The organism is Kribbella sp. NPDC050124, assembly GCF_044460355.1.
GTDB lineage: Bacteria > Actinomycetota > Actinomycetes > Propionibacteriales > Kribbellaceae > Kribbella.
Genome location: NZ_JBITJU010000024.1, coordinates 98123 through 123425, shown reverse-complemented (window position 1 = coordinate 123425; position 25303 = coordinate 98123). Strand labels below are relative to the sequence as shown.

At 65.9% G+C, this 25303-nt stretch carries 23 protein-coding genes; 13 read left to right on the top strand and 10 right to left on the bottom strand.

The genetic code is table 11. The features are described from left to right. The first annotated feature begins 2 nt into the window (after window positions 1-2). The 5 genes from ACIBL3_RS37815 (at window position 3) to ACIBL3_RS37795 (ending at window position 8021) form a co-directional block, all read left to right on the top strand. Window positions 3-884: a carbohydrate ABC transporter permease gene (locus ACIBL3_RS37815; RefSeq protein ID WP_396358728.1), complete on the top strand. Its 882-nt coding sequence runs from the start codon at window positions 3-5 to the stop codon at window positions 882-884. Further along, window positions 881-1753, top strand: a complete 873-nt coding sequence (locus ACIBL3_RS37810) for a carbohydrate ABC transporter permease (protein WP_396358727.1) — start codon at window positions 881-883, stop codon at window positions 1751-1753. The genes ACIBL3_RS37815 and ACIBL3_RS37810 overlap by 4 nt, the downstream gene beginning before the upstream one ends. Window positions 1754-1757: 4 nt before the next feature. After that, window positions 1758-3695 (top strand): ADP-ribosylglycohydrolase family protein, encoded by a 1938-nt coding sequence (locus tag ACIBL3_RS37805; protein WP_396358726.1) that lies wholly within the window; start codon window positions 1758-1760, stop codon window positions 3693-3695. 1050 nt (window positions 3696-4745) lie between these two features. Further along, window positions 4746-6272, top strand: coding sequence for a hypothetical protein (locus ACIBL3_RS37800; protein ID WP_396358725.1), 1527 nt, complete (start codon window positions 4746-4748; stop codon window positions 6270-6272). An 18-nt stretch (window positions 6273-6290) separates the two neighbouring features. Next, a complete protein-coding gene (locus ACIBL3_RS37795; RefSeq protein WP_396358724.1) occupies window positions 6291-8021 on the top strand; it encodes a twin-arginine translocation signal domain-containing protein in 1731 nt (576 codons plus the stop codon). Window positions 8022-8129: 108 nt separating this feature from the next. On the opposite strand, the gene ACIBL3_RS37790 is transcribed toward ACIBL3_RS37795, so the two are convergent. The 3 genes from ACIBL3_RS37790 to ACIBL3_RS37780 form a co-directional block, all read right to left on the bottom strand. Beyond that, on the bottom strand, window positions 8130-8954 hold the full coding sequence (locus ACIBL3_RS37790) for a phytanoyl-CoA dioxygenase family protein (RefSeq protein WP_396358723.1): 825 nt from the start codon (window positions 8952-8954) through the stop codon (window positions 8130-8132). A 63-nt stretch (window positions 8955-9017) separates the two neighbouring features. Continuing rightward, the gene (locus tag ACIBL3_RS37785; protein ID WP_396358722.1) at window positions 9018-9875 is read right to left on the bottom strand and encodes a helix-turn-helix domain-containing protein; all 858 of its coding nucleotides are present in this window, start codon (window positions 9873-9875) and stop codon (window positions 9018-9020) included. Window positions 9876-9968: 93 nt separating this feature from the next. Further along, a complete protein-coding gene (locus ACIBL3_RS37780; protein ID WP_396358721.1) occupies window positions 9969-10823 on the bottom strand; it encodes a sugar phosphate isomerase/epimerase family protein in 855 nt (284 codons plus the stop codon). A gap of 120 nt (window positions 10824-10943) precedes the next feature. On the opposite strand from ACIBL3_RS37780, the gene ACIBL3_RS37775 reads away from it, so the two are divergent. Further along, window positions 10944-11258, top strand: a complete 315-nt coding sequence (locus ACIBL3_RS37775) for an L-rhamnose mutarotase (protein ID WP_396358720.1) — start codon at window positions 10944-10946, stop codon at window positions 11256-11258. A gap of 8 nt (window positions 11259-11266) precedes the next feature. Here the strand turns inward: ACIBL3_RS37775 and ACIBL3_RS37770 are convergent, their stop codons facing one another. Genes ACIBL3_RS37770 through ACIBL3_RS37760 form a run of 3 tightly spaced genes read right to left on the bottom strand, consistent with a single transcriptional unit; the run spans window position 11267 to window position 13488 of the window. Next, on the bottom strand, window positions 11267-11545 hold the full coding sequence (locus tag ACIBL3_RS37770) for a muconolactone Delta-isomerase (RefSeq protein ID WP_396358719.1): 279 nt from the start codon (window positions 11543-11545) through the stop codon (window positions 11267-11269). A 15-nt stretch (window positions 11546-11560) separates the two neighbouring features. Continuing rightward, window positions 11561-12307 carry an SDR family NAD(P)-dependent oxidoreductase gene (locus ACIBL3_RS37765; RefSeq protein WP_396358718.1) on the bottom strand — a complete coding sequence of 249 codons (747 nt, stop codon included), beginning with the start codon at window positions 12305-12307 and terminating at the stop codon, window positions 11561-11563. Then, entirely contained in the window at window positions 12304-13488 is a 1185-nt protein-coding gene (locus ACIBL3_RS37760; protein ID WP_396358717.1) for a mandelate racemase/muconate lactonizing enzyme family protein, read from the bottom strand. Before ACIBL3_RS37760 ends, ACIBL3_RS37765 begins: the two co-directional genes overlap by 4 nt. 68 nt (window positions 13489-13556) lie before the next feature. On the opposite strand from ACIBL3_RS37760, the gene ACIBL3_RS37755 reads away from it, so the two are divergent. Together ACIBL3_RS37755 and ACIBL3_RS37750 are read left to right on the top strand one after the other, a co-directional pair. Next, the gene (locus tag ACIBL3_RS37755) at window positions 13557-14615 is read left to right on the top strand and encodes a Gfo/Idh/MocA family protein (RefSeq protein ID WP_396358716.1); all 1059 of its coding nucleotides are present in this window, start codon (window positions 13557-13559) and stop codon (window positions 14613-14615) included. Next, on the top strand, window positions 14612-15739 hold the full coding sequence (locus ACIBL3_RS37750) for a mandelate racemase/muconate lactonizing enzyme family protein (RefSeq protein WP_396358715.1): 1128 nt from the start codon (window positions 14612-14614) through the stop codon (window positions 15737-15739). The genes ACIBL3_RS37755 and ACIBL3_RS37750 overlap by 4 nt, the downstream gene beginning before the upstream one ends. An 11-nt stretch (window positions 15740-15750) precedes the next feature. Here ACIBL3_RS37750 and ACIBL3_RS37745 read toward each other — a convergent pair whose 3' ends face one another. Next, window positions 15751-16800, bottom strand: a complete 1050-nt coding sequence (locus ACIBL3_RS37745) for a LacI family DNA-binding transcriptional regulator (protein ID WP_396358714.1) — start codon at window positions 16798-16800, stop codon at window positions 15751-15753. A gap of 197 nt (window positions 16801-16997) precedes the next feature. Here ACIBL3_RS37745 and ACIBL3_RS37740 point away from each other — a divergent pair, with 197 nt between their 5' ends. The 4 genes from ACIBL3_RS37740 (at window position 16998) to ACIBL3_RS37725 (ending at window position 20553) form a co-directional block, all read left to right on the top strand. Next, window positions 16998-18128, top strand: coding sequence for a glycoside hydrolase family 99-like domain-containing protein (locus ACIBL3_RS37740; protein ID WP_396358713.1), 1131 nt, complete (start codon window positions 16998-17000; stop codon window positions 18126-18128). 135 nt (window positions 18129-18263) lie between these two features. Then, on the top strand, window positions 18264-19292 hold the full coding sequence (locus ACIBL3_RS37735; protein WP_396358711.1) for an alpha-ketoacid dehydrogenase subunit beta: 1029 nt from the start codon (window positions 18264-18266) through the stop codon (window positions 19290-19292). After that, window positions 19289-20302, top strand: a complete 1014-nt coding sequence (locus ACIBL3_RS37730; protein WP_396358709.1) for a thiamine pyrophosphate-dependent dehydrogenase E1 component subunit alpha — start codon at window positions 19289-19291, stop codon at window positions 20300-20302. The genes ACIBL3_RS37735 and ACIBL3_RS37730 overlap by 4 nt, the downstream gene beginning before the upstream one ends. Then, window positions 20299-20553 (top strand): biotin/lipoyl-containing protein, encoded by a 255-nt coding sequence (locus ACIBL3_RS37725; RefSeq protein ID WP_396358708.1) that lies wholly within the window; start codon window positions 20299-20301, stop codon window positions 20551-20553. The genes ACIBL3_RS37730 and ACIBL3_RS37725 overlap by 4 nt, the downstream gene beginning before the upstream one ends. A gap of 7 nt (window positions 20554-20560) precedes the next feature. Here ACIBL3_RS37725 and ACIBL3_RS37720 read toward each other — a convergent pair whose 3' ends face one another. Continuing rightward, window positions 20561-21379, bottom strand: coding sequence for a helix-turn-helix domain-containing protein (locus tag ACIBL3_RS37720; RefSeq protein ID WP_396358707.1), 819 nt, complete (start codon window positions 21377-21379; stop codon window positions 20561-20563). Between the two features lie 129 nt (window positions 21380-21508). Here ACIBL3_RS37720 and ACIBL3_RS37715 point away from each other — a divergent pair, with 129 nt between their 5' ends. Beyond that, the gene (locus ACIBL3_RS37715) at window positions 21509-22270 is read left to right on the top strand and encodes a phytanoyl-CoA dioxygenase family protein (RefSeq protein WP_396358706.1); all 762 of its coding nucleotides are present in this window, start codon (window positions 21509-21511) and stop codon (window positions 22268-22270) included. 466 nt (window positions 22271-22736) lie between these two features. Here the strand turns inward: ACIBL3_RS37715 and ACIBL3_RS37710 are convergent, their stop codons facing one another. Beyond that, entirely contained in the window at window positions 22737-23075 is a 339-nt protein-coding gene (locus tag ACIBL3_RS37710; protein ID WP_396358705.1) for a hypothetical protein, read from the bottom strand. A gap of 394 nt (window positions 23076-23469) precedes the next feature. Continuing rightward, entirely contained in the window at window positions 23470-25302 is a 1833-nt protein-coding gene (locus ACIBL3_RS37705) for a DUF4038 domain-containing protein (protein ID WP_396358704.1), read from the bottom strand. Window position 25303 lies beyond the last annotated feature (1 nt).

Genomic DNA, 25303 nt, shown 5'->3' with positions numbered 1-25303 from the left:
CGATGGCCCGCCGTGAGGCCGCCACGGGTCTGTTGTGGGTTCAGGCCTGGTTTGTGGGGTTCGTCCTGTTCACCCTCGGGCCGATCGTCGGCGCGACCTATCTCGCGTTCACCGACTGGCAGGGACAAGGCGCGCCGCGCTGGGTCGGGTTCGGCAACTTCGTGGAGATCTTCACCGCCGACCCGCTGTTCTGGCAGTCGGTCAAGGTCACCGCGGTGTTCGCGATCCTCTACCTGCCGGCGAGCCTGGTTATCGGATTCGCGATGGCCATGCTGATGAACCAGAAACTGGCCGGCGTCACGGTCTTCCGGACCGTCTACTACCTGCCGTCGGTGCTTTCCGGCGTCGCGGTGGCAATTCTGTGGAACTTCGTGTTCCACCGGGAGTACGGCGTACTGAACTGGTTCGTGGGACTGTTCGGGCTGGATCCGATTCCGTGGCTGCAGGACCCGCGCTGGGTGATTCCGGCGTTGGTCATCATGCAACTGTGGGGCGTCGGATCCTCCATCATCATCTACCTCGGTGGCTTGCAGGGGATACCGACGGAGCTGTACGAGGTCGCGCGGATCGACGGCGCCGGCTGGTGGGGCGTCCTTCGCCACGTGACCCTTCCGATGATGTCCCCGGTGATCTTCTTCCAGCTCGTTCTGGGGCTGATCGCCACGTTCCAGGTGTTCACGCAGGCGTACGTCATGACCCAGGGCGGTCCGGACGACGCGAGCTACTTCTACGCGTTGAACATCTACAACCGGGCGTTCGTGGAACTGCGTCTGGGGTATGCGTCGGCGCTGGCCGTCGTACTGTTCATCGCGATCGTGGCGGTCACCGGGATCATCTTCAAGACGTCCAAGGCCTGGGTGTACTACGCAGGGGAGTCGCGATGACTGGGTTCGGTGCCAGGGAGCAGGTGTATCGAGGTGTGCTCTCGTCCGCAGAGACCACCCGGAAGACGGTGTCCTACGCGGTGCTGCTGCTCGGCTCGGCAGCCTTCCTGCTTCCGTTCGTCTGGATGCTGACCACGAGCCTGAAGACTCCCGAGGAGATCTACGCCTATCCGATCAAGTGGCTGCCGCGGACGCCGCAGTGGCACAACTACGCCGACTTGCTCAGCGACGGTCCCTTCCTGCGGTACATCCTGAACACCGTCCTGATCACAGGAGTCGGAGTACTGTTCTCGCTGATCGGCAGCACGTTCGCCGCCTACGCGTTCGCCCGGCTGAGGTTTCCCGGCCGCGACAAGATGTTCTTCGTGATGCTGGCGACGATCATGATTCCCGCGTGGACGACGCTCATCCCGTCGTACATCATGTTCGGGTATGTCGGGTGGCTCGACACGTATCTGCCCATCCTGCTGCCCGCGTTGTTCGCGACGCCGTTCAACACGTTCCTGCTCCGGCAGTTCTTCCTGACCATTCCGCGCGAGCTCGAAGATGCGGCCAAGGTCGACGGCGCCGGCACGTTCCGGTGCTTCTTGACGGTCGTCCTGCCGATGTCGAAGCCGCCGATGATCATCGTCTCGATCTTCGCGTTCCTCTTCTACTGGAACGAGTTCCTCATGCCGCTGGTCTACCTGACGTCGCAGGAGAAGTTCCCCATCTCGCTCGGCGTCATGAACTTCGCCGGCGAGCGCACCCAGGACTACGGGCTCATGATGGCCGCGGCAACCGTCGCCATGGCGCCGTGCATCCTGCTGTTCCTGGTTTCCCAGCGCTGGTTCGTGCAAGGCATCGTCGTCACCGGAGTGAAGGGATAGGCACATGCGGCTCGACATCGCGAGTGCGGAGTACTACGACCGCGTCTACGGCTGCTGGCAGGGCAAGAACGCGGGCGGCACCCTGGGCACACCACTCGAGGAGGCCTACGGCCGGGACGAACCGTTCGACGTCTGGTGGTACCCCGAGCTGGCCGAGGGCGGCCTGCCGAACGACGACCTGGAGATGCAGCTCGCGTGGCTGCTGGCGCTCGAGGAGGTCGGTCCGACGCTGACCGCGAGGGATCTCGCGCGCTACTGGCTGGACCACATCGGCTACAACTTCGACGAGTACGGGCTGTCCAAAGGCAACCTGCGGCTCGGGCTCGAGCCGCCGGTGAGCGGATGGCACAACAACTGGTTCGTCGACTGCATGGGATCGCCGATCCGGTCGGAGATCTGGGCCTGTTGCGCGCCCGGAGCGCCACGAGTCGCCACCCGGCTGGCGATCCAGGACGCGATCTGCGATCACGCCGGCGGCGAAGGCGTCTACGGCGAGGTGTTCAACGCGGCGGTCGAGTCGTCGGCGTTCGTCGTCCAGAATCCGACGACGTTGATCGACATCGGCCTGTCCTACCTCCCGTCCGGCAGCGCGTCGGCGCGGGCCGTCCGCGCGGTGCTCGAAGCACACTCGGCCGGACTGGACTGGAGACAGGCGCGCGAGGCGGTCCGCAAGGCGACGCCGCACTACGTCGCGCAGTACTCACCGATCAACCTCGGCTTCCAGGTGATCGGCCTGCTGTACGGGACCGATTTCGGTGACGGAATCTGCAAGACCGTCAACTGTGGCTACGACACGGACTCGTCCGGCGCCGCGATCGGCAGCTATCTCGGGTTGATCTACGGCAGCCGTGCGCTGCCGGAGCGGTGGGTCGCGCCGCTCGGCGACACGATCGCGACCAACGAATCGTGGGGTGGTGTGAAGAACCTGTCCGCGATCCCGCGCACGCTCGACGAACTGGCCACCCGGATCCGGCGGGTGGCGGACCGCGTACTTCGCCACCATGGTCTGCTCGATGCTTCCGGTGTGCTGACGACGACCCTCGCCGATCTTTATGCCGACCCCGGCTTCGCCGGCGACCTGGCGGCGACCAGTCGCACGACCGCCTATCCGGGTCGTGATCTGAACGTCGTGATCGACTACGGGAACTCGCCGGTGATTCACGCCGATACGGCGCGCCCCGTGGTCACGGTGCTGACGAACCCTCGGGCGGAGGAGGTCGAGGTGTCCGCTGCTCTCGCAACCCCGGACGGCTGGCCGGCGCCGGAACCGCGGCGGATCAGATTGGCGCCCGGAGCAACGACCAGTCTCACCTGGCAACTCGGACCTGTACGTAGAGGACTGATTGGCAACAGCAACAGGATGCGGCTCGATCTGTCGCTCATCGGCCGCCCGACGCCCCAGCCCGTCCCGTTTGTGCTGACCGGCGGTCATGTCCACCGGGTCAGCGAGTTCTATCCGCACCCGGGTGGAACCGACGCCGAAGCCCTGGACACGCCGCTACCGCCTGAGTCCGGAGCAGACGCGCGGTCCCGTCCAGGGAAATGGATCGAACGGTCCGTGGATGGTTACGACACCCAACTGGCCGCAATGGTTACCGAGCCCGGGATCGCCTATCTGCAGACCTTCTACCACGCACCCGAGGACCGCGAAGTGTGGCTCGCAGTCGATGCCAACTCGTTGATCAAGGTCTGGCTCAACGGTGTCGAGACGCATCGAACGAGGGAGGTCACACCGATCCGGCCCAACCTGTCAGGATCTCCCGGCTCGGCCTTCGTCGCAGGCCTTCGCAAGGGCTGGAACGAGCTGCTCGTCAAGGTGGTCCGAGGTGTGTCCGTGCCGTCCCTGGACCTGTTTCTGGGCCTCTCGTCCCACACGAAGCTCAAGGATGCCCAGCCCGACATCGGCCGAACCCGCTACCCCTGGGACGCGCCCGAACGGTAGTCTCAAGTACCTGCCGTGGATCGCGCCGCCGCTCGTCGGTGATCGCTCCGCGATGTGCGATCGGTTCAATCTGGCCGGCCACCGGAGGTCTTCGGCTGAGGACTCGTTCACGGGCAGACTGAGACTCGCGCGACCGACCCGCCGTTGGATGTGCATCTGGTCGGAGAGTCTTTGCACTGTAATCAGCAACGGTCGCGAAGCTTTGTCGGGAGGGCAACCCGCGTTCGTGACTTCCGTCGTTCGGCTGATTGCGTGACGTCATCGCGGTACGCACGCGATCGCGCGCTTGTCCCGCCGTCCGAACGACGTCCGGGGGATCGCGGAACTTGCTGACCTGAACGGCTGGCGCCGCCCTTTGGCCAATCGCACCGAGGGCAACAAGCCTCGACACAAGCTGCGCGGACCGCTTCTTGAACGGTCCGCGACGTGTGTCCTCGAGCCTTCTTGCATCGAATCACTATGCCCGCCCTCCCGATGTCGAACACCGGCCCGGAGATCGGTCTGCCGGCACGGCGGGGTCAGCCTTGCCTGTCGCACCAACTCCCACTCGGTCCACGCCTCGCCGTGCCACGCGCTCGTTGTGAATGGCGCCCGATGATCGGCTGGATTGGGCAAAGTGCGAATGAGGCTTCCGTCCACCTGGTGCGGTCACGAATGTCCCACAATTGCTCAATCTGGGGCTTACCCGGCCGCGGCGTTCCGTGGCTAGTGTCCGGTACCAAATTCCACGCAGGCTCACGGAGTGCTCGTGGTGCTGTGCGGACGGTTGTGAGCGGGTGCGTCGGACCGAGGGGTGCCCATCTGGTGAGCGCCGATTCAGATTTCTGGAGGTCAGTTATGTCTGTTGAGAGGTCGGATTCTGCTGCGCGTGGTGGACCGAGTCGTCGGGATGTCCTCAAAGTGGCGGCGGCGGTGACGGGCGGGGCCGCGTTGGGCCTGTCCGGTGCCACCACATCCGCGGCTGGCAAGGGGCGGGGGCCACGGTCTCCCCGCACGCTGGTTGGGGCGATCCGCTGGGATGCGTACACGGGCGGAAGCACACGGTTCGGCATGGGAGCGAACCGCATGCTGTCGCCCGAGGAGTACCGGGTCCGGCTGCCGTTCTACTCTGACATCACCGTTCCCGCACCGGTGCTGCTCAACGCGGATTTCGACACGGATGTGACGGGTGCCGCCCCAGTTGGCTGGATCGCGGCGGCCGGAAGCGGCAGTACGGTGAGAGTCGTTGACGGGCCGGACCGGCCGGGCCGGAGCGTTCTGTTGCACGACACGTCCACTGCGGGTGGATTGGCGACGATGAGCCGCAGGTTCACCGGCCAGAACCGGGCCATCACTGTCAGGTGGGACTGGAAGGAGACGTCAGCCGGAGGTTGGTCCCGGGTGCTGGTGACCGGAGGTTCGACGACTGTCCTGGACATCGTCACCCGTGAGGTTGCCGACGGCAAACAGTTGGTCGCTCGGACTCCGTCCGGAGCATGGCAGGTCATCCAGACCGTCGCCGACAACACCTGGTACTCCATGAAGGTCGTCATTGATCCGGCTCCACCCGAAGCCGCCGATCCGTGGGCGGACATCTTCGTCGACGGAGTGCGTGGCGGGTACCACGTGCCGTTGCTCGGCACCACCGCGGTGCTCGACCAAGTCCACTTTCAGACCAACCCGACCCTGGCGACCGACTTCTACGTCGACAACGTCAGCGTCGAGGTGACCGAGTCGGTGAATGCGGACGCCACCAGCCAGGCGATCATGGATCAGGAAATCCAGTTCGCCAGCGACGCCGGAATCGACTACTGGGCCTTCGACTACTACCCCCAGCAACCCCTTGGTCGCGCGAGGGAACTGTATTTGTCCAGTGCCAAGAAACACCTGATCAACTGGTGTGCCATTCTGGACGGGAACTTCGGCTTCGGCAATGACTTCTGGGCGAACCTGGCCGTCCTCGTCGCCCGCATGGCCGAATCCAACTACCAGAAGGTGCTGGACGGTCGCCCGCTGGTCTACATCATCGGCGGTGCCACGGCGGACCGGGTGACTGCGATCCGGACCAAGGCCGCCGAAGCGGGGCTGGCCGATCCCTACGTCGTGGTCACAGGCTGGACGGCGCAGAGCGCAGCCGGTCTGAAGACCACGGTCGGCGCCGACGCGGTCAGCCGTTACGCGACCGGGCCGGCGACTCCGGGTGCGCCGTACTCCTCGATCACCGATGCGGAGAGTGCGTTGTGGCCCGAGTACGCCGCGGCGGCCGGCCAGGTCATCCCGACCGTGTCCACAGGTTGGGATCCGCGTCCCAGGCACGACTACCCGGCGCCCTGGGGAGCACAACCGGACACGTCCTACCTGACCGACGACGACTTCTGGTCCGAGCAGGGCACACCCGAACAGATCGCCGCACACCTCAAGAACGCCGTCCACTGGACCAAGACCCACTCGCCGAGCACTGCGGCGAACAGCGTGCTCATCTATGCCTGGAACGAGAACCTTGAGGGTGGCTGGATCTGCCCGACGTTGTACGAGATGCGCTACGCCGGCCGGCCTCTGCGTCTGAACGCGATCGCCGATGCACTTCGCACCGCTTGACAACCACGGAGGTGAGTCATGCCTGTTCGCAGGTCAGATTCTGCGCCGGTTGGCCGACCGAGTCGCCGGGATGTCCTCAAGGTCGCGGCGCTGACGGGTGGGGTCGCGTTGGCCGGCGCCCCTCTACCAGCGGTCGCCGACGGGCAGGGGATACAGTCCGCCCGTACGTTGGTTGGGGCGATCCGTTGGGACGCGTACACCGGCCGCGACTGGCGGATCGGTATGGGCGCGAATCGCATGTTGTCGCCCGCGCAGTACCGGTTCCGGTTGCCGTTCTACTCCGACATCACCGTGGCCGCTCCAACACTCCTGAATGAGAGCTTCGACACCGGGACGACCGGTGCCGCCCCGGCCGGATGGACTACATCGGCGGGGACCGGAAGCTCGGTGTCGGTCGTGGACGGGCCGGATCGACCGGGCAAGAGCGTGCTGATGCACGATGGGTCCACGACGGGTGGCATGGCGACGATGAGCCACGCGTTCGGGGCGCAGACGCGCGCCATCACGGTCAAATGGGACTGGAAGGAGACGGTTGCCGGTGGATGGACCCGCGCGCTGGTGACGAGCGGATCGACTACGATCGTGGACATCGCCACCCAACAGGTTGCTGGCAGCAAACAGTTGTCGTACCGGACCTCGTCCGGAGCGTGGCAGGTCATCCAGACGATCGCGGACAACACGTGGTACTCCGTGAAGGTGATCGTCGATCCGGCTCCACCCGAAGCAGCGACGCCATGGGTGGACATCTTCGTCGACGGCGTCCGCGGCGCGTATCACGTGCCGTTCCTCGGCACTGCGACAGCACTCGACCAGATCCAGTTCCAGACCAACCCGACACTGAGTACCGACTTGTACGTCGACAACGTGAGCGTCGAGGTGACCGAATCGGTGAACGTCGACGCCACCAGCCAGGCGATCATGGATCAGGAGATCCAGTACGCCAGCGCTGCCGGGGTCGACTACTGGGCGTTCGACTACTACCCCTCGCAGCCCATGACGCAGAGCCGCGACCTGTACCTGTCCAGCGCCTACAAGAATCTCGTCAACTGGTGCGCCATCCTGGACGGGAACTTCGGGTACGGCGCCGACTTCGACGCGAACCTGGCCGTCCTCGTCGCACGCATGGCCGAGTCGAACTACCAGAAGGTGCTGAGCGGGCGGCCGTTGGTCTACATCATCGCCGGTGCCACGGCCGATCGGGTGACGGCGATCCGGTCGAAGGCAGCAGCGGCGGGGCTGGCCGATCCGTACGTTGTGGTCACGGGCTGGACCGCTCAGACCGCCGCGGATCTGAAGACCACGGTCGGCGCCGACGCGGTCAGCCGCTACGCAGCCGTGCCGTCATCCACTGCGGTGCCGTACTCCACTCTCACCGTCGGCGAAAGCTCACTGTGGTCCCAGTACGCGACTGCCGCCGGACAGGTCGTACCGACGGTGACCACTGGGTGGGACCCGCGGGACCGGCACGACTACCCGGCGCCCTGGGGGCCGCAGCCGGACACCACCTATCTGCAGGACGACGACTACTGGGCCCAGCAGGCGACACCTGAGCAGATAGCCGCGCACCTGGCGGATGCCATCAATTGGACCAAGACGCACTTGCCGAACGCCGCGGCCGACACCGTGCTCATCTACGCGTGGAACGAGAACCTCGAAGGCGGCTGGATCTGTCCGACCCTGGACGAGATCAACAACTCCGGCAGTGTCTGGCGCCTGGACGCGATCGCCGGCGTGAACCGCACCGGCTGATTACGAACGATCGAGCGGGCGTCCACGAGATCGCGTCCCGGGCTCACAGTGCCCCGGATGCGACTCGTGGCCTCCCAGCATCGTTGCGAGCAGGTTGCGTCGCCATCCTCAGCACGTGACGTCCTTGCCTTCGCTGCCGAAGATCTCGAGCCGGCGCTCTTCCGGAATGTCCGAGCTGCCGGCCGGCAGATAGTGCAGCTGAACGGCGCGGCGGCGAGTGTCGGTCCGGTTGGCCGGCGTGCCGTGATGCAGCAGGCCGTGGAAGAACAGGACTCCGCCCGGCGGCAGCGGAACGACCGTGTCACGGCCTACCTCCACTTCCTCGTCACACAGTTGCCAGTCCCGACGTTTGAAGTGGATGACCGGCCCCTGGGTGTGGCTGCCTGGGATCACGTGCATGCAGCCGTTCTGGGGTGTAGCGGCATCGAGGGCGATCCATACCCCGATGATCGGCGTTCCGGGCTCGTACGGGAAGAACGCATTGTCCTGATGCCACGGCTTCTCGCGTCCACCGCCAGGTGGCTTCAGCAGCGCCATGTCCTGGAACATCGTGAGGTCTGCACTGCCTGCGAGTCGGCGGACGACGCGCAGGATCCGCTCGTCCGTCGCCAGAGCGTGGAGGCGAGGTTCTTCCTTGACGAACCACATGAACCTTCGCACCAAGTCCATCCGCTCCATGCCGGTGGCGGTATCGACACGATCGCCTGCCCAGGACTCGTACTGGATATCTGCTTGTCCTGGATCGATCAGCACCTGAGCCAGCGCATCCAGCAAGCCGGTCACCTCTGCTGGTCTCAATACCTTGCGTACGGCGAGGTAGCCGTCGGTCGCGAACCGCGCAAGGTCGGCGTCGCCAACATGGTCGACCGTTTCGACGAAGGTCGCCGGCTTGTCGGATCGGTACAGATCGCTGGGATAGTCGAGCGTGGTCATGCAATCGACCGTAGGGCAAGGTGCCATCGGAGTACGACGGCGTGAACGGGGTGATGTGTGGACTCAACCGGGGCTGGAGGTACGCCAGCGACTTGGTGGACAGCCCCGGTTGTGTTGTGCGAACTGGCGGGCGAAAAGGCGATAGTCGACGTACCCCAATGCGTGCGCGACCTCCCGTACGTTCAGGGCCGTCTCTGACAAGAGTTCCCGTGCTCGCTCCATCCGGGCCGCAACGCAGTACGCTCGAAACGTCTGCCCTGTCTCGGCATGGAAGAGTCGTGAGAACGTGTCCGGCGCGAGCTTTGCGACGGCGGCGGTCTCGGCCAGAGTCGGGCGCTTGTCGAGTCGCGAGCGGATCATGTTGACAGCGATGCGGACTCGTGGATCCAGCGGCGGCGGCAGAGCGCCTTCTGCGCGGGCTGCCTGGATGTGCACTTCCATCAAGAGAGCGGCCAGGTCTGTCGAGGCCTGGACCGGCCCCGAGCTGTCGCGACGGTGGATCGCGCTGATGATCGCGCGAAGCCGATCCCAGGCGGAAGATGGCTCCGTCAGACGCACAACACGCGGTGCGAGAAGCTCGTCGGCAGGCGGAGCCGGGTAGTCGTAGTGGACGAATCCGACGTTCAGACGGTTGTGTTCGTGCTGCGTGGCGTCGATCTCGTCACCGGGCCGGAGCATCAGGATCGTTCCAGCTGACAACCGGACAACCTGGCCGGCAACCGTCGCCGTGCCGGTCCCCTCCGTGACAGCCCAGAGGTCGAAGTCCGGCAGCCGGTACTGCCAGGCCCAGCCCGGCTCACACCGCACCCAGGAGGCATGGATGCCGGCCCGCACCGGGTTCGTCGTTGAAACGGCCTCCAACTTCAGCCAGACGTCCTGATCTGCATAGTTGGCGTGGCCACCTGAAGGTTCGGCATCCACGGTCCAAGCATGCCCGCCGTGTCAAGGTTGCCTGAAGCAAGTTCGAGGGATGCGGGCCAATGACCTCGATGTCGGTAGTGCGCGGCCGCCTGATCAGGTCGTGGCCTCACGGATCTCGGAAGTTGCTGAGCGGAGCAGGTCACGTAGCAGGATCGACTCGGCGATCGTGTCCGTGCGATTGCAGCCGAGCCACTCCTGCCAGGTGTATTCGAGTGCCAGGTATCCGTCGTACTCGGCCTTGTGCAGCGACCGGACGACGGTGCGCCAGTCGATCGCGTCCTCAGAGACCGCGACCTGAAGGTCGCCCATGCGACCTGGTCGGCATTGCAGATGCCGAGCGTGCCGGACCAGCGGATCGATGCGGGACTGCTCGACGCCGGCGTACACGTAATGCGCGTAGTCGAGGGTGATCTGCAGTCCGGGTACCAGGTCGAGCAACTGCTCGGTCTTCTCCGGAGTGTCGATCAGCGATCCCGTGTGCGGTTCCACCGACAGCGCCAGACCGCGGGCCGATGCCATGTCGACGCGACGGCTCAACCCCTCGACGGCGCGGCTTAACGCATCCTCGAACGTGTCGTGTCCGAATACGGCGCCGGGGAGCGTGGTGAGGCCGGGAGAGCCGACGAGCGCTGCGAACTCGACGGCGTCGGCGAAGAAGGCCAGTGACCGTTCCTGCTCAGCCGGATCGGGGTTGTTCGCTGCCATCGTCTCGAAGTCGGTGAACGGGATCGCGAACACGTCGGCGATAGCGAGCCCTCTAGACTGCGTGCGTTCCCGGACAGCGCCGGCCGCGAAGGGAACGGCCCCGTGGACCTCCTCGGGCCGGACGTGGGAGCGGTTCGTCATGAACCCGATGTCAACCGCGTCGCACTCCATGGCCCGCGCGAGATCTAGCGCGTTCGCATGTGACAGGAGCGGCCAGGTGTAGTCGGCGCAGGACAGGTGCATCAGGTACTCCTTGAGCTAGGCGGTCGATGGCAAGCGACGTGCAGCACTTCCGGGCTGGAATCCGTTCCAGTAGAGTCTCGGGCCACACGACTCCGGCAGCCTGGAAGGCGAGGAATCCTGATGCAACGGATCTGCTTCCTGATGGAGATCATCCCCGGACAAGAGATGGAGTATCAGCGGCGTCACGACAACATCTGGCCGGAGCTGGTCGCCGCCATCCAGGAGGCCGGCATCCGCAACTATTCGCTGTTCCGCCGCGGAACCAGCGTCATTGCCTATGCCGAGTGTCATCCGGACGCCGCGACCGCCTTCGGCCGTGTAGGTGGCAGCGAGGTGAACGCGCGGTGGGCGGAGTGGTTCAAGGATGTGCTGGCTCAGCACACCGATGCCGGCGGCGACTTGATCCAGGCCGCAGAGGTCTGGCACGTGGACTGAATCGATGGTCACTGTCGCTCCAGTTCGTGCAGAGCGAGCGGGGTGACCTCGGCATCGAGCCAGTTCCGCAGCGGCAGGCGATCCAGCGTTGCCACGAGTGCCGTGGCGTCTTCGGCACGCCAGATGCCGACGTTCGATCGTCGGCCCGGCAGTCGCCAGATGCGCTGGATCGTCCCGTCGTCGATGAGGCTGCGCCCCACTCGCCGCTCAGCCTCGATAAGCTCAGCCAGGTTCGGCTGATCGCGCAATGTGGCCCAGTCCTGAGTGATGGTGACCAGGAATTCCACGTCTCCGGATGCTCCTCAGTAGACGAGCCAGCCGCCGCTGACGTTGAGCGTCGTTCCAGTGATGAACGAGGCTCGGGCGGACGCGAGAAACAGGACCGCATCAGCAACCTCTTCCGGCCGGCCGAGCCGCTGCAGCGGAGTGTTGGCAATGGTCGATGCGAGCGCGTCGGGCGGTAGGTCCGTGGTGAGCATCGCAGTGTCGATCGCCCCCGGCGCGACTGTGTTCATCGTGATGCGCGCAGCGCCATAGGTGCGAGCAAGCGACCGGCACAATGAGACCAGGCCTCCCTTGCTGGCCGCGTAGGCTGCCGAGCCGCCGAAGCCGCCGGTCCACCATGCCTGGGACGTCGTGGCGATGAGTCGACCGCCCGTCCCTTGGTCCACCATGCGGTTGGCGGCCGCGCGCAGGAGGAAGAACGATGCCTTGAGGTTGATGCTGTGCTGCAGGTCCCAGTCGTCCTCGGTCACGGCGTCGAGATCGTCACGGCGTACCAAGATCCCGGCCATGTGCGCGACGACGTCGATCCCGCCGAGCAACTCGACTGTGTCGTCGATGAGTTGTTGGATGGCTCGCAGGTCCTGGATGTCAGTGGAGAACGATCCGCGCAGGCCTGCCAGGTCGCCGATGGGGCGCCGATCGGAAGCAACGACCTGGGCGCCGGCGGCGACGAATGCCGATGCCACGGCTGCACCGATGCCGCCGGCAGCGCCGGTCACGAGCACGCGGGCGTCGGCGAGGCCGTCGTCGAGTCGCCGGGTCACTTGTCCAGCCGATGCCGCTCGATGTAGCTCCAGTCGAGCTCCCAGCCGAGCCCCGCACGGTCCGAGAGCGCAATCTCGCCGTTGTGGAGTTCAGGCCGATTGGCGACCAGACTCCACCAGAACGGGTCTCGGTCGGGATGGAAGCATTCGGCGAACGTGCCGTGCGGAATGCTGGCGAGCAAGTGGGTGCTGACCTGTGGCTCCTCATGATGGCCCATCTGTACGTCGTAGCTAGAGGCGATGGCAGCCACTCGTCGCCACACCGACGGCCCGCCGGACCAGGAAGCATCGAAGTTGCAGACGTCGATAGCGCCCGCCTCCATGAGGTCCCGGCAACCGGCCGAGGACAGCTCGCTCTGACCGGCGCACACCGGAATACCGCCCAGATAGCGGACGTCGCGCAGGGCCCGCCGATCGTTGGCCCAGTAGGCAGGCTCCTCGAACCAACGGATGTCGGCATCCTCGAGCTGGCGCGCGAGGTCGATCGCGTCGGGCACGGAATAGCCCTGGTTGGCGTCGATGCAGAGGACGAAGTCAGCACCGGCAGCGGCTCGTGCCCGCAACACGCGCTCGGCGTCGACTGCGGGGGAGCGTCCGCCGACCTTGAACTTCATTCCGGCCAGGCCGAGCGTGTCGCGGTAGTAGCTGATCTCGTCCTCGATGGGACCGAGCGGTTCGCCGTAGTACCCGCCGATAGCGGTCATCGGCACGCGATTGCGCGCGCCTCCCCATAGTCGCCACAACGGCTGACCGAGGAACTTGCCGACGGCGTCCCAGACCGCCGTGTCGAGCGCGGCGAGTGCGACCAGGCCGATCCGCCGATCGCGCAGGATGTCGAATGTCGCCGGATAGCCGGCCTGCCAGCAGCGCTCGGTTGCCAGCACGTCGAGCCCGACGACGCGGGGCGCGATCTCATTCATCAGTACGGACTGGATCTCGCGGGCGGTGGCGTCCTCGTCTCCGACGTAGGCCTCGCCGATCACGCCCTGGTCGGTATGCAGACGGACGACGAGGGTGGCCCGGTGGGTCATTCGGTAGTAGCTGCCGCGGAACTCGCGGGCGAGTGGAGCTCGGACGGGCACCGTCTCGATGGCACGAATCCGCGGTCCTGACAGTGGCACGTCGGCCTCGGCAGCGGGTTTCGTGGCGAGGGGAGCGACGTTCGCTGCATCAGGCGTCATCAGGGTCTCCTCCTGGAATCCGTTCCAGGATATGCTAGCAGCCAATCCGAGCAAGGAGAGTTCGCTCCATGACGAAGCTTCGCCTGGGTGTCATCGGCGCCGGCTCGTGGGCGGTTGCCGCGCATTTGCCGGCCATGGCCGCACGAGCGGCGGACGTCGAATTCGTCGGCGTCTGCCGGTATGGCGGTGACGCACTACGCCGGATCAAGGACCGTTACGGCTTCCGGTTCGCGAGCGAGGACTACCAGGACGTCCTGGCGAAGGGGATCGACATCGCCATCGTGGCGAGCCCGACCGCGGTCCACTACGAGCAGGTCCGGTCCGCCCTCAGCGTGGGTGCGCATGTCCTGTGCGAGAAGCCGCTGACCCTCACGAGCGAACAAGCCTGGGATCTCGTCGACGTGGCCGCACGAACCGGGCGGCACCTGCTCGTATCGTTCGGCTGGAACTACACGCCGATGATCGAACGGGCGCGGGCGATGCTGCGCGAGTCGGGGATTGGTCCGGTCGAGCAGATATCGTTGACGATGTCCTCGCAGACGAGAGAACTGCTGTCCAACACCGGTGCCTACCCTGACGCTAGCCGGGACATCGTGCCGGATTCGGCCACCTGGACCGACCCTGCAGTGTCAGGTGGCGGATACGGCCAGGCCCAGCTGTCGCATGCGCTCGCCCTCGCGTTCAGCCTGACCGGAGCCCGAGCCCGGGGCGCGTTCGCTTTGATGAGCGCGCCGCTCGATGCGCCCGTCGAGCTGCACGATGCGATCTGTCTGTCTCTCGACGGCGGCGGAGTCTGCAGCGTCGGCGGTGCGTCAGCCTATGTCGGTGCGGATGGCAACAGGCACCATCTGGCGCTCGAGGCGGTTGGCAACGAGGGGCAGTTGCACGTCGACGTGTTCCGCGAACGCGTCTCACGGTACCGCCCGGATACCGGTCAGAGCGAGTTGCCGGTGCGATCAGGTGAGGGCGCGTACGACGGATCGCTGGCAGCGCAGCGCCTCGTCGATCTCGCCGTCGGCCGTACCTCTGACAACCCTGCTCCCGGTGAACTCGGGGCTCGGACGGTGGAGGCTCTCGAACTCGCCTATCGCAGCGCGGCCAGCGGAGCCTTCGAGGTGAGGCCGTGAAAATCGCCGAGATCACAGCACTGCCGGTTGCCTATCAGGAGCCGAACGACGCCGGTGGTACGCGCCATCTGCTCTTCGTCCGCATGCGAACCGATGATGGCCTCACGGGCTGGGGCGAAGCGGTCACCATGTGGCCAGAGGCCACGATCGCGACTGCATCCATCGTGGACGGCCTTGCTCCATTGCTGCTCGGTCACGATCCGGCCGAACACGCTGCGCTGCACCGTTCTCTTCGTCAACACAGCTGGTGGTACGGCGACGGTGGCATCGCGGCGTTTGCAATCTCCGCGCTCGATATCGCGCTGTGGGACTTGGCGGGGCAGGCGGCCGGAGTCAACGTCGTCGACCTGATCGGCGGGGTCGCACAAGAAACCCTGCCCGTGCTGGTCAGCTGTCATGCGATGTCCAGCGATCTCGACGAGATGGCTGCGACCATGGCCGGCTGGGTGAAGCAGCACAACGCGACCGGAATCAAGGTGGGCTTCGGCAAGCGAGGTGCGGCGGATCTCGGCCGGTCCGCGGCCAGGGACGTCGCGTTCGTGCGCGCCCTTCGTCGGGAACTCGGCTCGCGTCCAGCGATCATGACTGACCTGGGGGCGTCCATCCACTGGGATGTTCGCACGGCGATCAGCCGGACGCTGGCCTTCGAGGAGTTCGGCATCGCCTGGATCGAGGAGCCCTTGGGTGCCGATGATCCGAGCGGGTACGCCGAACTGCGGTCCCGGACACGAACGAGGATCGCTTACGGCGAGCGCGAGTGGACACCACGGGGCGTGCAGCGAATCGTCGGCAGCGGAACGGTCGATGTCGTAGGCATCGACCCAGGTCGCTGCGAGGGCATGACGGGATGGCTGGCCGCCGCCGCGCACGTTGGAGCCGCGGGAAGAGAGGTCAACGCACACGCTTGGTCGAGCGTGGTCACGACCGCGGCGAGCATCGCCCTCTCGCTGGCGACCCCGCACTGCCATCAATTCGAGGTGAAACCGCTCGAGAACCCGATGCAGCACGAGTTGCCAGTGACCCCCATCGCGACGGCGAGCGGAACTGTCGGTGCCTTGACATCCCCCGGCCTGGGAATCGAGATCGACGAGTCAGCGCTGAGCCGCTACGCCGTGCCACGGTAACGAAAGCCGATTCAGGGCGCCGCTCGACCAGGGGAGCGGCGTGTCCGCCGCGGAGGTGCGCAGCTGGCCGCGGTCTCGAATCTCGTGGGGAGCACCACCGTTTTCGCAGGCTCGCCCCCCAGCCGGGCGAGTAGCAGCCGGGCCGCCTCAGCGCCCATCTCGTACGGTTCCCGGCGTACCGTGGCGATCGCCGGCCGGAGCAGCCCTGCGAGTGGTACGTCGTCGCAGGTGACGATCGAGATGTCCGTGCCGACTTCCAGTGTCCGGTCCGCGAGTTCGCGGAGGACGCCGGCAAGAATCTGGTTGCCTCCGACGACGATCGCTGTCGGTGGCCGCCGCGCCTCCAGGAGATCGCGCGTCGCGGCAGCGCCGTGCGTCGCGTTGAACGCGCCCGCCCGGACGTAGCATTGGACTCCCGATCGCTGGGCGGCGACGTCCTCGATGGCTGCGATGCGCTCGCGGCCGGGCCTGACGTGCGGAGAGCCGGCGACGAGAGCAATGGTCTTGTGGCCGAGCGTGATGAGATGCTTGGCCGCTGCGGAGATACCGCTCGCGTGGTCCGACAGGACCGCGCTGGCCGGCTCCTCGAGGGGAAGCTCGCGGTCGATCAGCACACAGGGCGCCGTCAGCTTGCCAACCGCGGAGACGGTTTCCCCGTTCGTCTCGTCGGCGACCGAGAGCAGGAAGCCGTCGACCTGGCGTCGTTGCAGCAGGGTGATGTTGCTGGCGTCGCGAGCGGGGTCGTTCACCGAGTTCGTCAGGATCATGGAGAACCCGGCTCGTCCGAGCTCGGTCTCTGCGCCCAGTGCGATCTCGGACAGCAGCGGGTTGGAAATGTCTCCGATGACGAAGCCTATGGTCTGCGTAGCGCCCAGTCGGAGCATCTGCCCAAGGACGTTGGGTTCGTAGCGCAACTCCTCCACCGCCGCCATGACGCGTGCCCGCATCGACTCGCTCACATCGGGGTGACCGGACAGGACTCGGGACACCGATGACACGGCCACACCTGCGCGGTCCGCGACCTGGCGCATCGCGGCACGTGCCTGCGAGTTCGAGGTCATGGCGTCGGACCATCCTTTCCAAGATCGGGTGGCAGCGTACAGCCCCACCCCACCCGCTGCGGTCAACGATGGCTGCGTTCGCGCCCATTGACAACCTTGCCGTCGCGATGCAACGTTGGGCTGGAACGGATTCCAGAACCTCCTGAAGGCTGACGACACGGCTCTGCTTCTCGACAAGCGAACAAGGGAGTCCTGCGGTGACAAGCTCGTCCTATGATGTCGCGGCCTACGTCTGGCCGGCGTTCCACGACGATCCGAGAAGCAGGATCTTCTGGGCCAGGGGTTTGGGAGAGTGGGAACTCGTCCTGGACTCCCGTCCGAAGTACCCCGGGCACGACCAGCCGCGACGGCCCCTCTGGGGGTATGTCAACGAGGCTGATCCGCGGGTGATGGAGATGCAGATCAACGCCGCGGCCGACCACGGCGTGAACGTGTTCATCTATGACTGGTACTGGTACGACTCCCGCCCGTTCCTGGAGGAGTGCCTGAACCAAGGGTTTCTCGGGGCCGCCAACAACGATCGAATGAAGTTCTACCTGATGTGGTCGAACCACGACGCCCCGACGGTCTGGGATCTCCGTAACTCGCACGACCGGCAGGTTGTCTGGGGCGGCGGAGTAGATCGAACCGAGTTCGAGAAGGTGACGGCTCGCATCGTCGAGAAGTACTTGATGCATGATTGCTACTACCGAATCGACGGCAAACCGGTGTTCGCGATCTACGACCTGGTGAATCTCTGCGATGGGTTGGGCGGTACTGATGTCGCCAGAGATGCGCTCGACTGGTTCCGTGAGTACGCGGTGTCCGCCGGTCTCCCCGGCCTACATCTCCAAGGAATCCTTCGTCGGCGCCAGGGAGCCGACACCGCTGTTCACGGAGACGAGCATGCGACGAGTCCGGAACTCGTCGAGGCCCTGGGGCTCGACAGCGTCACCCACTATCAGTGGTGTCTTGTGACCGAACCCAAGGGTGACTACCAGCTCTTCGGGCAGCGGGGGGTCGAGGAGTGGAGCCGTGTGGATCGGGAGTACTCGGCTGCCTACGTCCCGCACGTGACGATCGGTTGGGACAACAACTGCAGGTTCACCGCCACTCGCGACAACGTGGTCACTGGTGAGACCGCCGATGCGTTCGCGCGGTTCCTGCGCGAAGCGCGCGAGTTCATCGATGCCCGGCCCGGCCAGGCGTCATTGATCACCGTGAACAGCTGGAACGAGTGGTCCGAGTCCAGCTACCTGCAACCCGATGTCGGCCGCGGCTACTCGTACCTGGAGGCCGTGAAGTCGGTGTTTCTGACGCAAGGGGACAAGTCCGGAACGGGCGCTTGACGCACGTCGGCGTACTAGGCGAGGATGACTGGAAACCGTTCCAGTCGGCTGGGTGAAGCGGCGCGGATCTCATCTGATAGGTCCGAAAGCGGTACGACGGAACATCAGCGGACGCCAAGGGAGTGGGACCGACCGATGCCTCAGAAGCTGAGGATGAACACCGCGATCGCCACGGCGGTCGGCGATGAGATGAGGTCCGATCCGAGCGTGATCATGCTCGGCGAGGACGTCGCTGCTGCCGGCGGGCCGTTCAAGACGTCCGAAGGGTTGGTGGCGGAGTTCGGGCCGCAGCGGGTCCGGGATACGCCGATCTCGGAGATGGCCTTCACAGGTGCCGCTGTCGGGGCCGCGTCGATGGGCATGCGGCCGGTCATCGAGATCATGTTCATCGAGTTCCTCGGGGTGGCTCTCGACCAGCTGTCCACTCAAGCAGCCAAATTCCGGTACCTGTCCAACGGCGCGCTGTCGGTGCCGATGGTGCTGCGGGCGTCGGTCGGCACGGGAACCGGGTTCGGCTCGCAGCACAGCCAGACCCTGGAAAACTGGCTCAGCGCCACCCCCGGACTTGTGGTGGCGAGCCCGAGCGACCCGCAGACGGCCTACGGGCTCACGCGGGCAGCGATCCGGCATCCCGACCCCGTGGTCCTGCTCGAGCCGCGCGTGCTCTACGGAGCTCGGGCAGAGGTGACCACGGGCGATGCGGGGATCGTGCCCCTCGGACGCGCCCGCGTCCTGCGGCCTGGAGGCGCCGCGACGCTGGTGACCTTGGGGCGCACGACGTCGGTCGCACTGACCGCGGCTTCGGAGCTCTCGACACGCGGCCATGAGGTGGAGGTGATCGACCTGCTCACGCTCGTGCCGTGGGACATCGAGACGGTCCTGGCCTCTGTACGGCGGACGGGGCGGCTCGTGGTGGTCGAGGACTCGCCGTTGAGTGGCGGATGGGGGAGCGAGGTGATCGCGGCTGCGGTTCGTATCGCATTCGGCGATCTGAAGGCGGCCCCGTTCCGGATCACGGCTCCGGACGTGCCCGTGCCGTACGGCAAGGATCTGGAAGCTCGGTACGCGCCGCAGGCGGAGGAGATCGTACGCCAGATCGATGTGCATCTGCGCACTGGCGAGGTACCGGATCCGTGGTGGGCCCTTGAGGAGGTGGCATCGTGAGCCAGGGAACGGCACTGCAGCGCCGGGCGGCTCTGGCCGATCCGGTGCGGCGTTACGAACGCATGATGGAGATCCGCACCGTCGAGGACACCATCAACGAATTGTTCGCCTCCGGCGCGATTCACGGAACCACACACCTGTGCCAAGGCCAGGAGGCCGTCGCGGTCGGACTGGCATCGGTGACGCGTCCAGACGACGTGGTCACAGCGACCTACCGCGGGCACGGTGTGGCGTTGGCCCTGGGCATGACGCCGCTCGCACTGCTTGCGGAGATCATGGGCAAGATGGAGGGCTGTGCAGGCGGGGTCGGTGGCTCCATGCACATGAGCGACCCTGAGATCGGCCTGCTGCCGACGTTCGCCATTGTCGGCGCGGGGCTGCCTGTCGCGGCCGGCGCGGCGCTCGCGTTCCAGACACGCGGCGAGCAGCGTGCGGCGATCGCTGTTTTCGGAGACGGTGCCACCAACATCGGTGCCTTCCACGAGTCCCTGAACCTGGCAGCGATCTGGAAGCTGCCAGTCGTCTTCGTGATCGACAACAACGTGTACGGCGAGTACTGCCGGTGGAATCTCACGACTCCGCTGGAGAACCTGCATCAGCGGGCCGCCTCGTACGCGATGCCCGCGAGCGTTGTGGACGGCATGGACCTCGACGCGGTCCGCGGAACGGTCGGAGCAGCGGTCGAGCGTGCCCGGGAAGGCGGCGGTCCGACGCTGGTCGAGGCGAAGACCTACCGGTTCGCCGGCCACTCCCGGTCGGACCCGGCGCCGTACCGGCCGGAGGGCGAGTTCGAGAGTTGGCGGAGCCGTGACCCGGTTGCCCTCGCCGCCCGCGAACTGGTCCGCGCCGGCCACGCTGACGAGTCGGGCGTGCAGAGTATCGACGAGGCTGTCCGTGCCCGCATCGCGGCGGCGGTTGTGCGAGCCGTCGCGCTCCCGGCCACCGGAGTCGAGGCGATGTTCCGGAACGTCTGGACCGAGCCGCTGCGAGCGGTTGGGACAGTTCGATGAGGTTCATCGTCAAGCTGCCCAAGGTCGGCGACTCGGCCGATCAGGTCGCGATCGTCGATGTGCTCGTCGCGCCTGGTGCCGTGGTGGCTGACGGCGACCCGTTGGTCGAGGTCGAGACGGACAAGACGACCGTGATCGTCCCGTCGCCGGTTGGCGGTGAGGTCATTGAGGTGCTGGTCAAGGTCGACGACGAGGTGGCGGTCGGGACACCTGTCGCCGTCATCACCGCAACCAAGGAGCCCGCCGGATAGCCGGGGGTCAAGGGCGGAACGTCGCGCGGTAGCGCTGCGGGCTGAGACCGAAACAGGCGCGGAACCGCCGGCTGGCATGGCTCGGGTCGTGCCAGCCGACGCGCGCGCCGATTTCGGCCACCGGGAGATCGGTCTCGATCAGGAGGCCGGCCGCGCGTTCGGCGCGGAGCCGGTGCAGGTACGCCATCGGCGACGTGCCGATCGTCCGCCCGAACAGGCGGACCAGGTATCCGGGTGCCATGTGCACGTCCGCGGCGAGCCGGCTCAGTGTCCATCCCTCGTCGATGCTTGCTTCCAGCAACCGCATGGCCTGCTGGACAGCCGGATGCGCGACGTTCGTCCGGTATGGTGCTTTATGCTCCGGAGCCAGCGCCCCGGCCAGCAAGGTGAGGTGCCCCAATCGGTTGGCCGGCTGCTGGTCACGGGTCAGCGCAGTGCACCACTGGTCGACGTCGCTGAGAACGGACTCCTCGAACTGCGTCACCGCGGACGGCTTCTGCCTGAGCGATTGCCGGAAAGCTCGCCCAAGTTCCGGATCCTCGGCGACCCACGCGAGTTCGCGCGCGAACACGTCGGCGGCGACATACGTGTTGTGCAGGACGAGGCCGTCGCAGTCCGTGTAGCCATGCCATTCTCCGGGACGCAGTACGACGGCGGAGCCGCGGCGCAGCTCGGTGTCACCGGCGGGGGAGACGTGCACAGCGTGGCCGGCCACGACTACCGCGATCTCGAAGAAGGCGTGACCGTGCGGTGCCACCTCGACATCGAGTTCGATCCGTTCACCGGCCACCGGGAGCCGGTCGGCGAAGACTTCGCTGCGCAGCACCTCGTGCACTTTGTCACTCCGTGAAGGTCAAGATCAGTCAAACTTCGGTCAAAGTCGGCCTGTCGCCGGCTCGCCTTCGGGCGTCAGGCTGAAACCACAAGCAGGTAACGCATTCCAAGGAGCAAGCCAATGACCACGACCGATTCTACGGCAGCAGGTCGACTGAGTGAAGAGACCATTTTGGCCTATCGCCGAGACGGTGTCGTCCGGATCCAGAACATCATCACCGCCGCCGAGGCGGCCCGGTTCCGCGAGGCGGCCGCGGCGGCGGGCGGCAACGCAACGGACAACTCGAGGGGGTCCGCGATCTTCAACCAGTACGTCAACGTCTGGCGGCAGGACGACGTACTGCGGGAGCTGGCGCTGCATCCGCGGTTGGCTGCCGCGGCGACCGCGCTGGCCGGCGTACCGTTGCGAATCTGGCACGACCAGTTGCTGATCAAGCCGCCGCACAACGGTGCGGCGACCGAGTTCCACCAGGACGCGCCGTTCTGGCCGCACGCCGGGTCACGGCATGCGCTGTCGGCGTGGGTCGCGTTGATCGATGTGCCCGTGGAGCGTGGGTGCATGACGTTCATCCCCGGCTCGCAGCACCACAAGGACCTGCTCGGCCAGGGACTGGCGGATCGGGACGGCCTATTCCGTGCGGCCCCCGACCTGCGCTGGGAGGAGCGGCTGACAATCCCATTGCGGGCCGGTGACTGCACGTTCCACAACTCCTACCTGGCGCACTCCGCGACGCCGAACCTGACCGACGACCCGCGCTTCGCACACGTCACGATCTTCATCGACGCGGAGACGACGTACACCGGCGATTCCCACGTCGTCTCCGACGGACTCGGCCTGACCGTCGGCGAACCGCTTGACCACGAACTCTTCCCCACAGTGTGATTCCCGGACTCGCACCGTTCGCATGCTCACTGTTGCCGTGCCTTGGGTAGGCCGGTCCGAGAACCTCGATGGCGTCGAGGCGGAGGGGCCTGCCGGAGTCGCGGATTTCGTACAGGCTCGGGCAGATCCAGCCGCCTTCGCCGAACTCGTTCCAGGCGTAGATCAGAACGGTGTTGGCCGGTGCGTCCGTCGGATGGGTGTTACCCCAGCGGATGGCTCCGGCGAGGTGGGTGGCGGTCTCGCTGGGAGTTGCTTGCTGCTCCCAATTGTTCTTCAGTGGTGTGTAGTCGGCGATCCAGCTCACCGGATAGTCGTACCGCGGGCGGTTGTTCCAGCCCGTGGAGACCTGCTGACCGCGTCGGCCATGGCCTTCAGGTCCGCAGCGCTCTGGGCCGTCCAGGCCATGACGACAATGTATGGGTCTGCCACGCCGAGCTCGGTCGCTCTGGCGCGCACCTTGGCGACGTCAGCGGGGATGGCGCCGGAGAGGAAGTAGAGCAGCGGGCGTCCGTGCGCACCAGTTGACGTCGTTCTTGTATGCGCTGGACAGGTACCAGTTCCGGGCTCGGGACAGCGGGTCCTGGGGAGAGCACAGGAACGCCCAGTAGTCGATGCCGGCCGCGGCGGCGTAGTGGGCCTCCTGATCCATGATCGCCGGGGTGGCGCCGTTGGCGGTCACCGACTCGGTGACCGCGACGCTCACGTTGTCGATGTAGAGGTCCGAGGTCAGTGTCTCGTTGGTGGGGAGCGTGAGGTTGTCGAAGGTGGCGCGGAGATGAGCAACGGCGCTTTGCTGATCCTGCATACGCCGTTCACATAGACGTCCACCCACGGCGCGGCCTTGGGTAGTGCTGGGTCGGCGATCACCTTCAGCGAGTACCAGGTGTCGTCGGCGATGTCCTGAAGCACCTTCCAGCTGCCGTCGGGGGCACGCATCACCAGGTGCTTGCCGGCGGCATCCGTTGTCGTCGATGTCGACCACCGCGCTCGAGCCGCCGACCAGCAATGCGCGGGCCCACTTGCCGGCGACCGTCTCCCTCCAGCCCCACTGCAACGTGACGGCGTGACGCTGCAACGCGAACGTGTGAACCATCGACTACGCGACACGACCGCTGCCGCCTTCAGGATGTTGCGGCGGCTCAACCCACCCGAACCCGACTCAGAACAGACGCGACTCATCTCCAATCAGACAGCACAGATCACAGTTGGCGGGCCGACGCGCGGATCAGCAGGACCCAGTCGTCTCCGGCGGACGGTTGTGGCGGCAGCGCGGTGTTCCCACGCGTGACCGTTACGGATCCCGCGGCCCGGTACCGACCGGTGCGCGGATCGAACCAGCTCAGCTGGTAAGCACCGTTCGGCAGGCCGATCAGCGTTCCGCCGTAGGCCTGACCGCCATCAAGCCGATGCGGGTAGTAGACGACGGTCGTGGACCGGCGTGGGTTGGACGAAGCGAACGCCTGTTGGGAACCGGTGGGCGCATCGCCTGCCCACGTGATGGCGTCCGGGGCGGGGGCAAGTTCCCACCAGCGGAGAGACGTGAAGAAGGACTTCAGATGGCCCATCTGTTCGGCGCCCGGGAGGAACAGCCCCTCGTACCACGGCGTGCTGCCGAACAGTTGGCAGTTCGTGTCCGTGCTTTGAGCGTCCCAGCACGTCCACCAGACGCCGGCCGCGCCGTACTGACTGCCGGCGACACCGCCTACGCGTGCTTTCCATGCACTTTCGCGCGTCTGCCAGGTCTGCACGATTGCGTGGTTGTCCCAGAAAACGTCGATGCCCTCATAGTTGGCTTCGGCTTCCACCACTGGGCGCGCCGGGCTTAGGGCGTACTCCTTCAGCCAGTAGTCCGTTACGCTGTCGACTCTGTTGTGGCCCTCTTGAAGGGCGACGAATCCGTACCAAGTCTCGTTGCGGAACTCGACACCGCCGCCCGCGAAGATCGGAAATTGGTGCAGCGACGTGAGATTGCGGTACGGGTCTGCGTCGTGGAAGGCCTTGGCGACCTGCTGCCAGCAGGAGATGCAGTTGGCGGGCTGGTCGAACTCCTGCGCAGTGAGCCAAACCACCGGATATGCCGCGTAGCGGGCAGCCATGTAGCGAGCGAGGCGCACGTATTCGGGCGTCTGGCCTTTGGTGCTGTCGGTCAGGCTGCTGCCGACTCCCATCGCGAGTGCGGTCACGATGCCCTTGGCCGCGATGTAGTCGATGCGCTGGTCAACGCTCTGCCAGAACCCCGGGTTGAGGGTTCCGAACGTACTATCGAGCCATGCCGGGCCGCCCTCGTTGGACGGCCGCCCGTTGTTCGCAAAGGTTTCGGTCCAGATGACGTTGAATCCTTGCGTTGCGCGGGTGTCCACGATGCCTTTGAACTGGGAGGCGAATCGTGGGTCGTTCGACTCGTTCAGCTTCGTACCGGCCAGGGCGCTCTGTTCGTTGTCGCCGAGCCAGAAGAAGGGCTTGCCGTCCGCGTACGTGACGTACCGGTTGTTGGCACTCGACCGAAGGAATCCGTGCCGGTAGATGTCGAGGCCCCCGGCGTAGTCGGCTGCCAGGATCGTGCCCTGCTGACGGTTCAGGCCCGTGTTGGCGGAATCCGAACTGCGGGTCGAGTACTGCCATCGGCCGGAGACAGGCGGCGAGAACCGGATTCGCCAGGTGGTCCCACCGTCCCAGAAGCCGGGAGCCGTCAGGGTCTGACCGTTCGGTCCCGTGAAGGTCGCGGACACGTCCACGTCCCGATACGAATCCGGGTAGCTGACTGTGCTGTTCAGCGTGATCTCTGCGGGCGTCCAGGTCCGGGTACGCAGAACCGGTTTCGGTGTGGCTTCCGCGGTCTCCGGCATGGTCGCTCCCGTCAGGACCGCTGCAATACAAGCCATTGCTGCGGCGATGGCGGTCAAGGGGCGGCGAAGCGGGTGATGGAGCATCTTGCTGACCTCCTCTACGTTCCGTGCATCATTGCGCGCCGCCGCCGGACGCGCCTTTGCTCCGATTGACGGAAAGTAGGACGAAGTTGTGCCTACCGGCAAG

Bases quoted from the DNA above. Each gene is read 5' to 3' on its own strand.
- ACIBL3_RS37815 (WP_396358728.1), top strand. From the start codon at position 3: ATGGCCCGCCGTGAGGCCGCCACGGGTCTGTTGTGGGTTCAGGCCTGG.
- ACIBL3_RS37810 (WP_396358727.1), top strand. From the start codon at position 881: ATGACTGGGTTCGGTGCCAGGGAGCAGGTGTATCGAGGTGTGCTCTCG.
- ACIBL3_RS37805 (WP_396358726.1), top strand. From the start codon at position 1,758: ATGCGGCTCGACATCGCGAGTGCGGAGTACTACGACCGCGTCTACGGC.
- ACIBL3_RS37800 (WP_396358725.1), top strand. From the start codon at position 4,746: ATGGGAGCGAACCGCATGCTGTCGCCCGAGGAGTACCGGGTCCGGCTG.
- ACIBL3_RS37795 (WP_396358724.1), top strand. From the start codon at position 6,291: ATGCCTGTTCGCAGGTCAGATTCTGCGCCGGTTGGCCGACCGAGTCGC.
- ACIBL3_RS37790 (WP_396358723.1), bottom strand. From the start codon at position 8,954: ATGACCACGCTCGACTATCCCAGCGATCTGTACCGATCCGACAAGCCG.
- ACIBL3_RS37780 (WP_396358721.1), bottom strand. From the start codon at position 10,823: ATGCACCTGTCCTGCGCCGACTACACCTGGCCGCTCCTGTCACATGCG.
- ACIBL3_RS37775 (WP_396358720.1), top strand. From the start codon at position 10,944: ATGCAACGGATCTGCTTCCTGATGGAGATCATCCCCGGACAAGAGATG.
- ACIBL3_RS37760 (WP_396358717.1), bottom strand. From the start codon at position 13,488: ATGACGCCTGATGCAGCGAACGTCGCTCCCCTCGCCACGAAACCCGCT.
- ACIBL3_RS37755 (WP_396358716.1), top strand. From the start codon at position 13,557: ATGACGAAGCTTCGCCTGGGTGTCATCGGCGCCGGCTCGTGGGCGGTT.
- ACIBL3_RS37745 (WP_396358714.1), bottom strand. From the start codon at position 16,800: ATGACCTCGAACTCGCAGGCACGTGCCGCGATGCGCCAGGTCGCGGAC.
- ACIBL3_RS37735 (WP_396358711.1), top strand. From the start codon at position 18,264: ATGCCTCAGAAGCTGAGGATGAACACCGCGATCGCCACGGCGGTCGGC.
- ACIBL3_RS37725 (WP_396358708.1), top strand. From the start codon at position 20,299: ATGAGGTTCATCGTCAAGCTGCCCAAGGTCGGCGACTCGGCCGATCAG.
- ACIBL3_RS37715 (WP_396358706.1), top strand. From the start codon at position 21,509: ATGACCACGACCGATTCTACGGCAGCAGGTCGACTGAGTGAAGAGACC.
- ACIBL3_RS37710 (WP_396358705.1), bottom strand. From the start codon at position 23,075: ATGCAGGATCAGCAAAGCGCCGTTGCTCATCTCCGCGCCACCTTCGAC.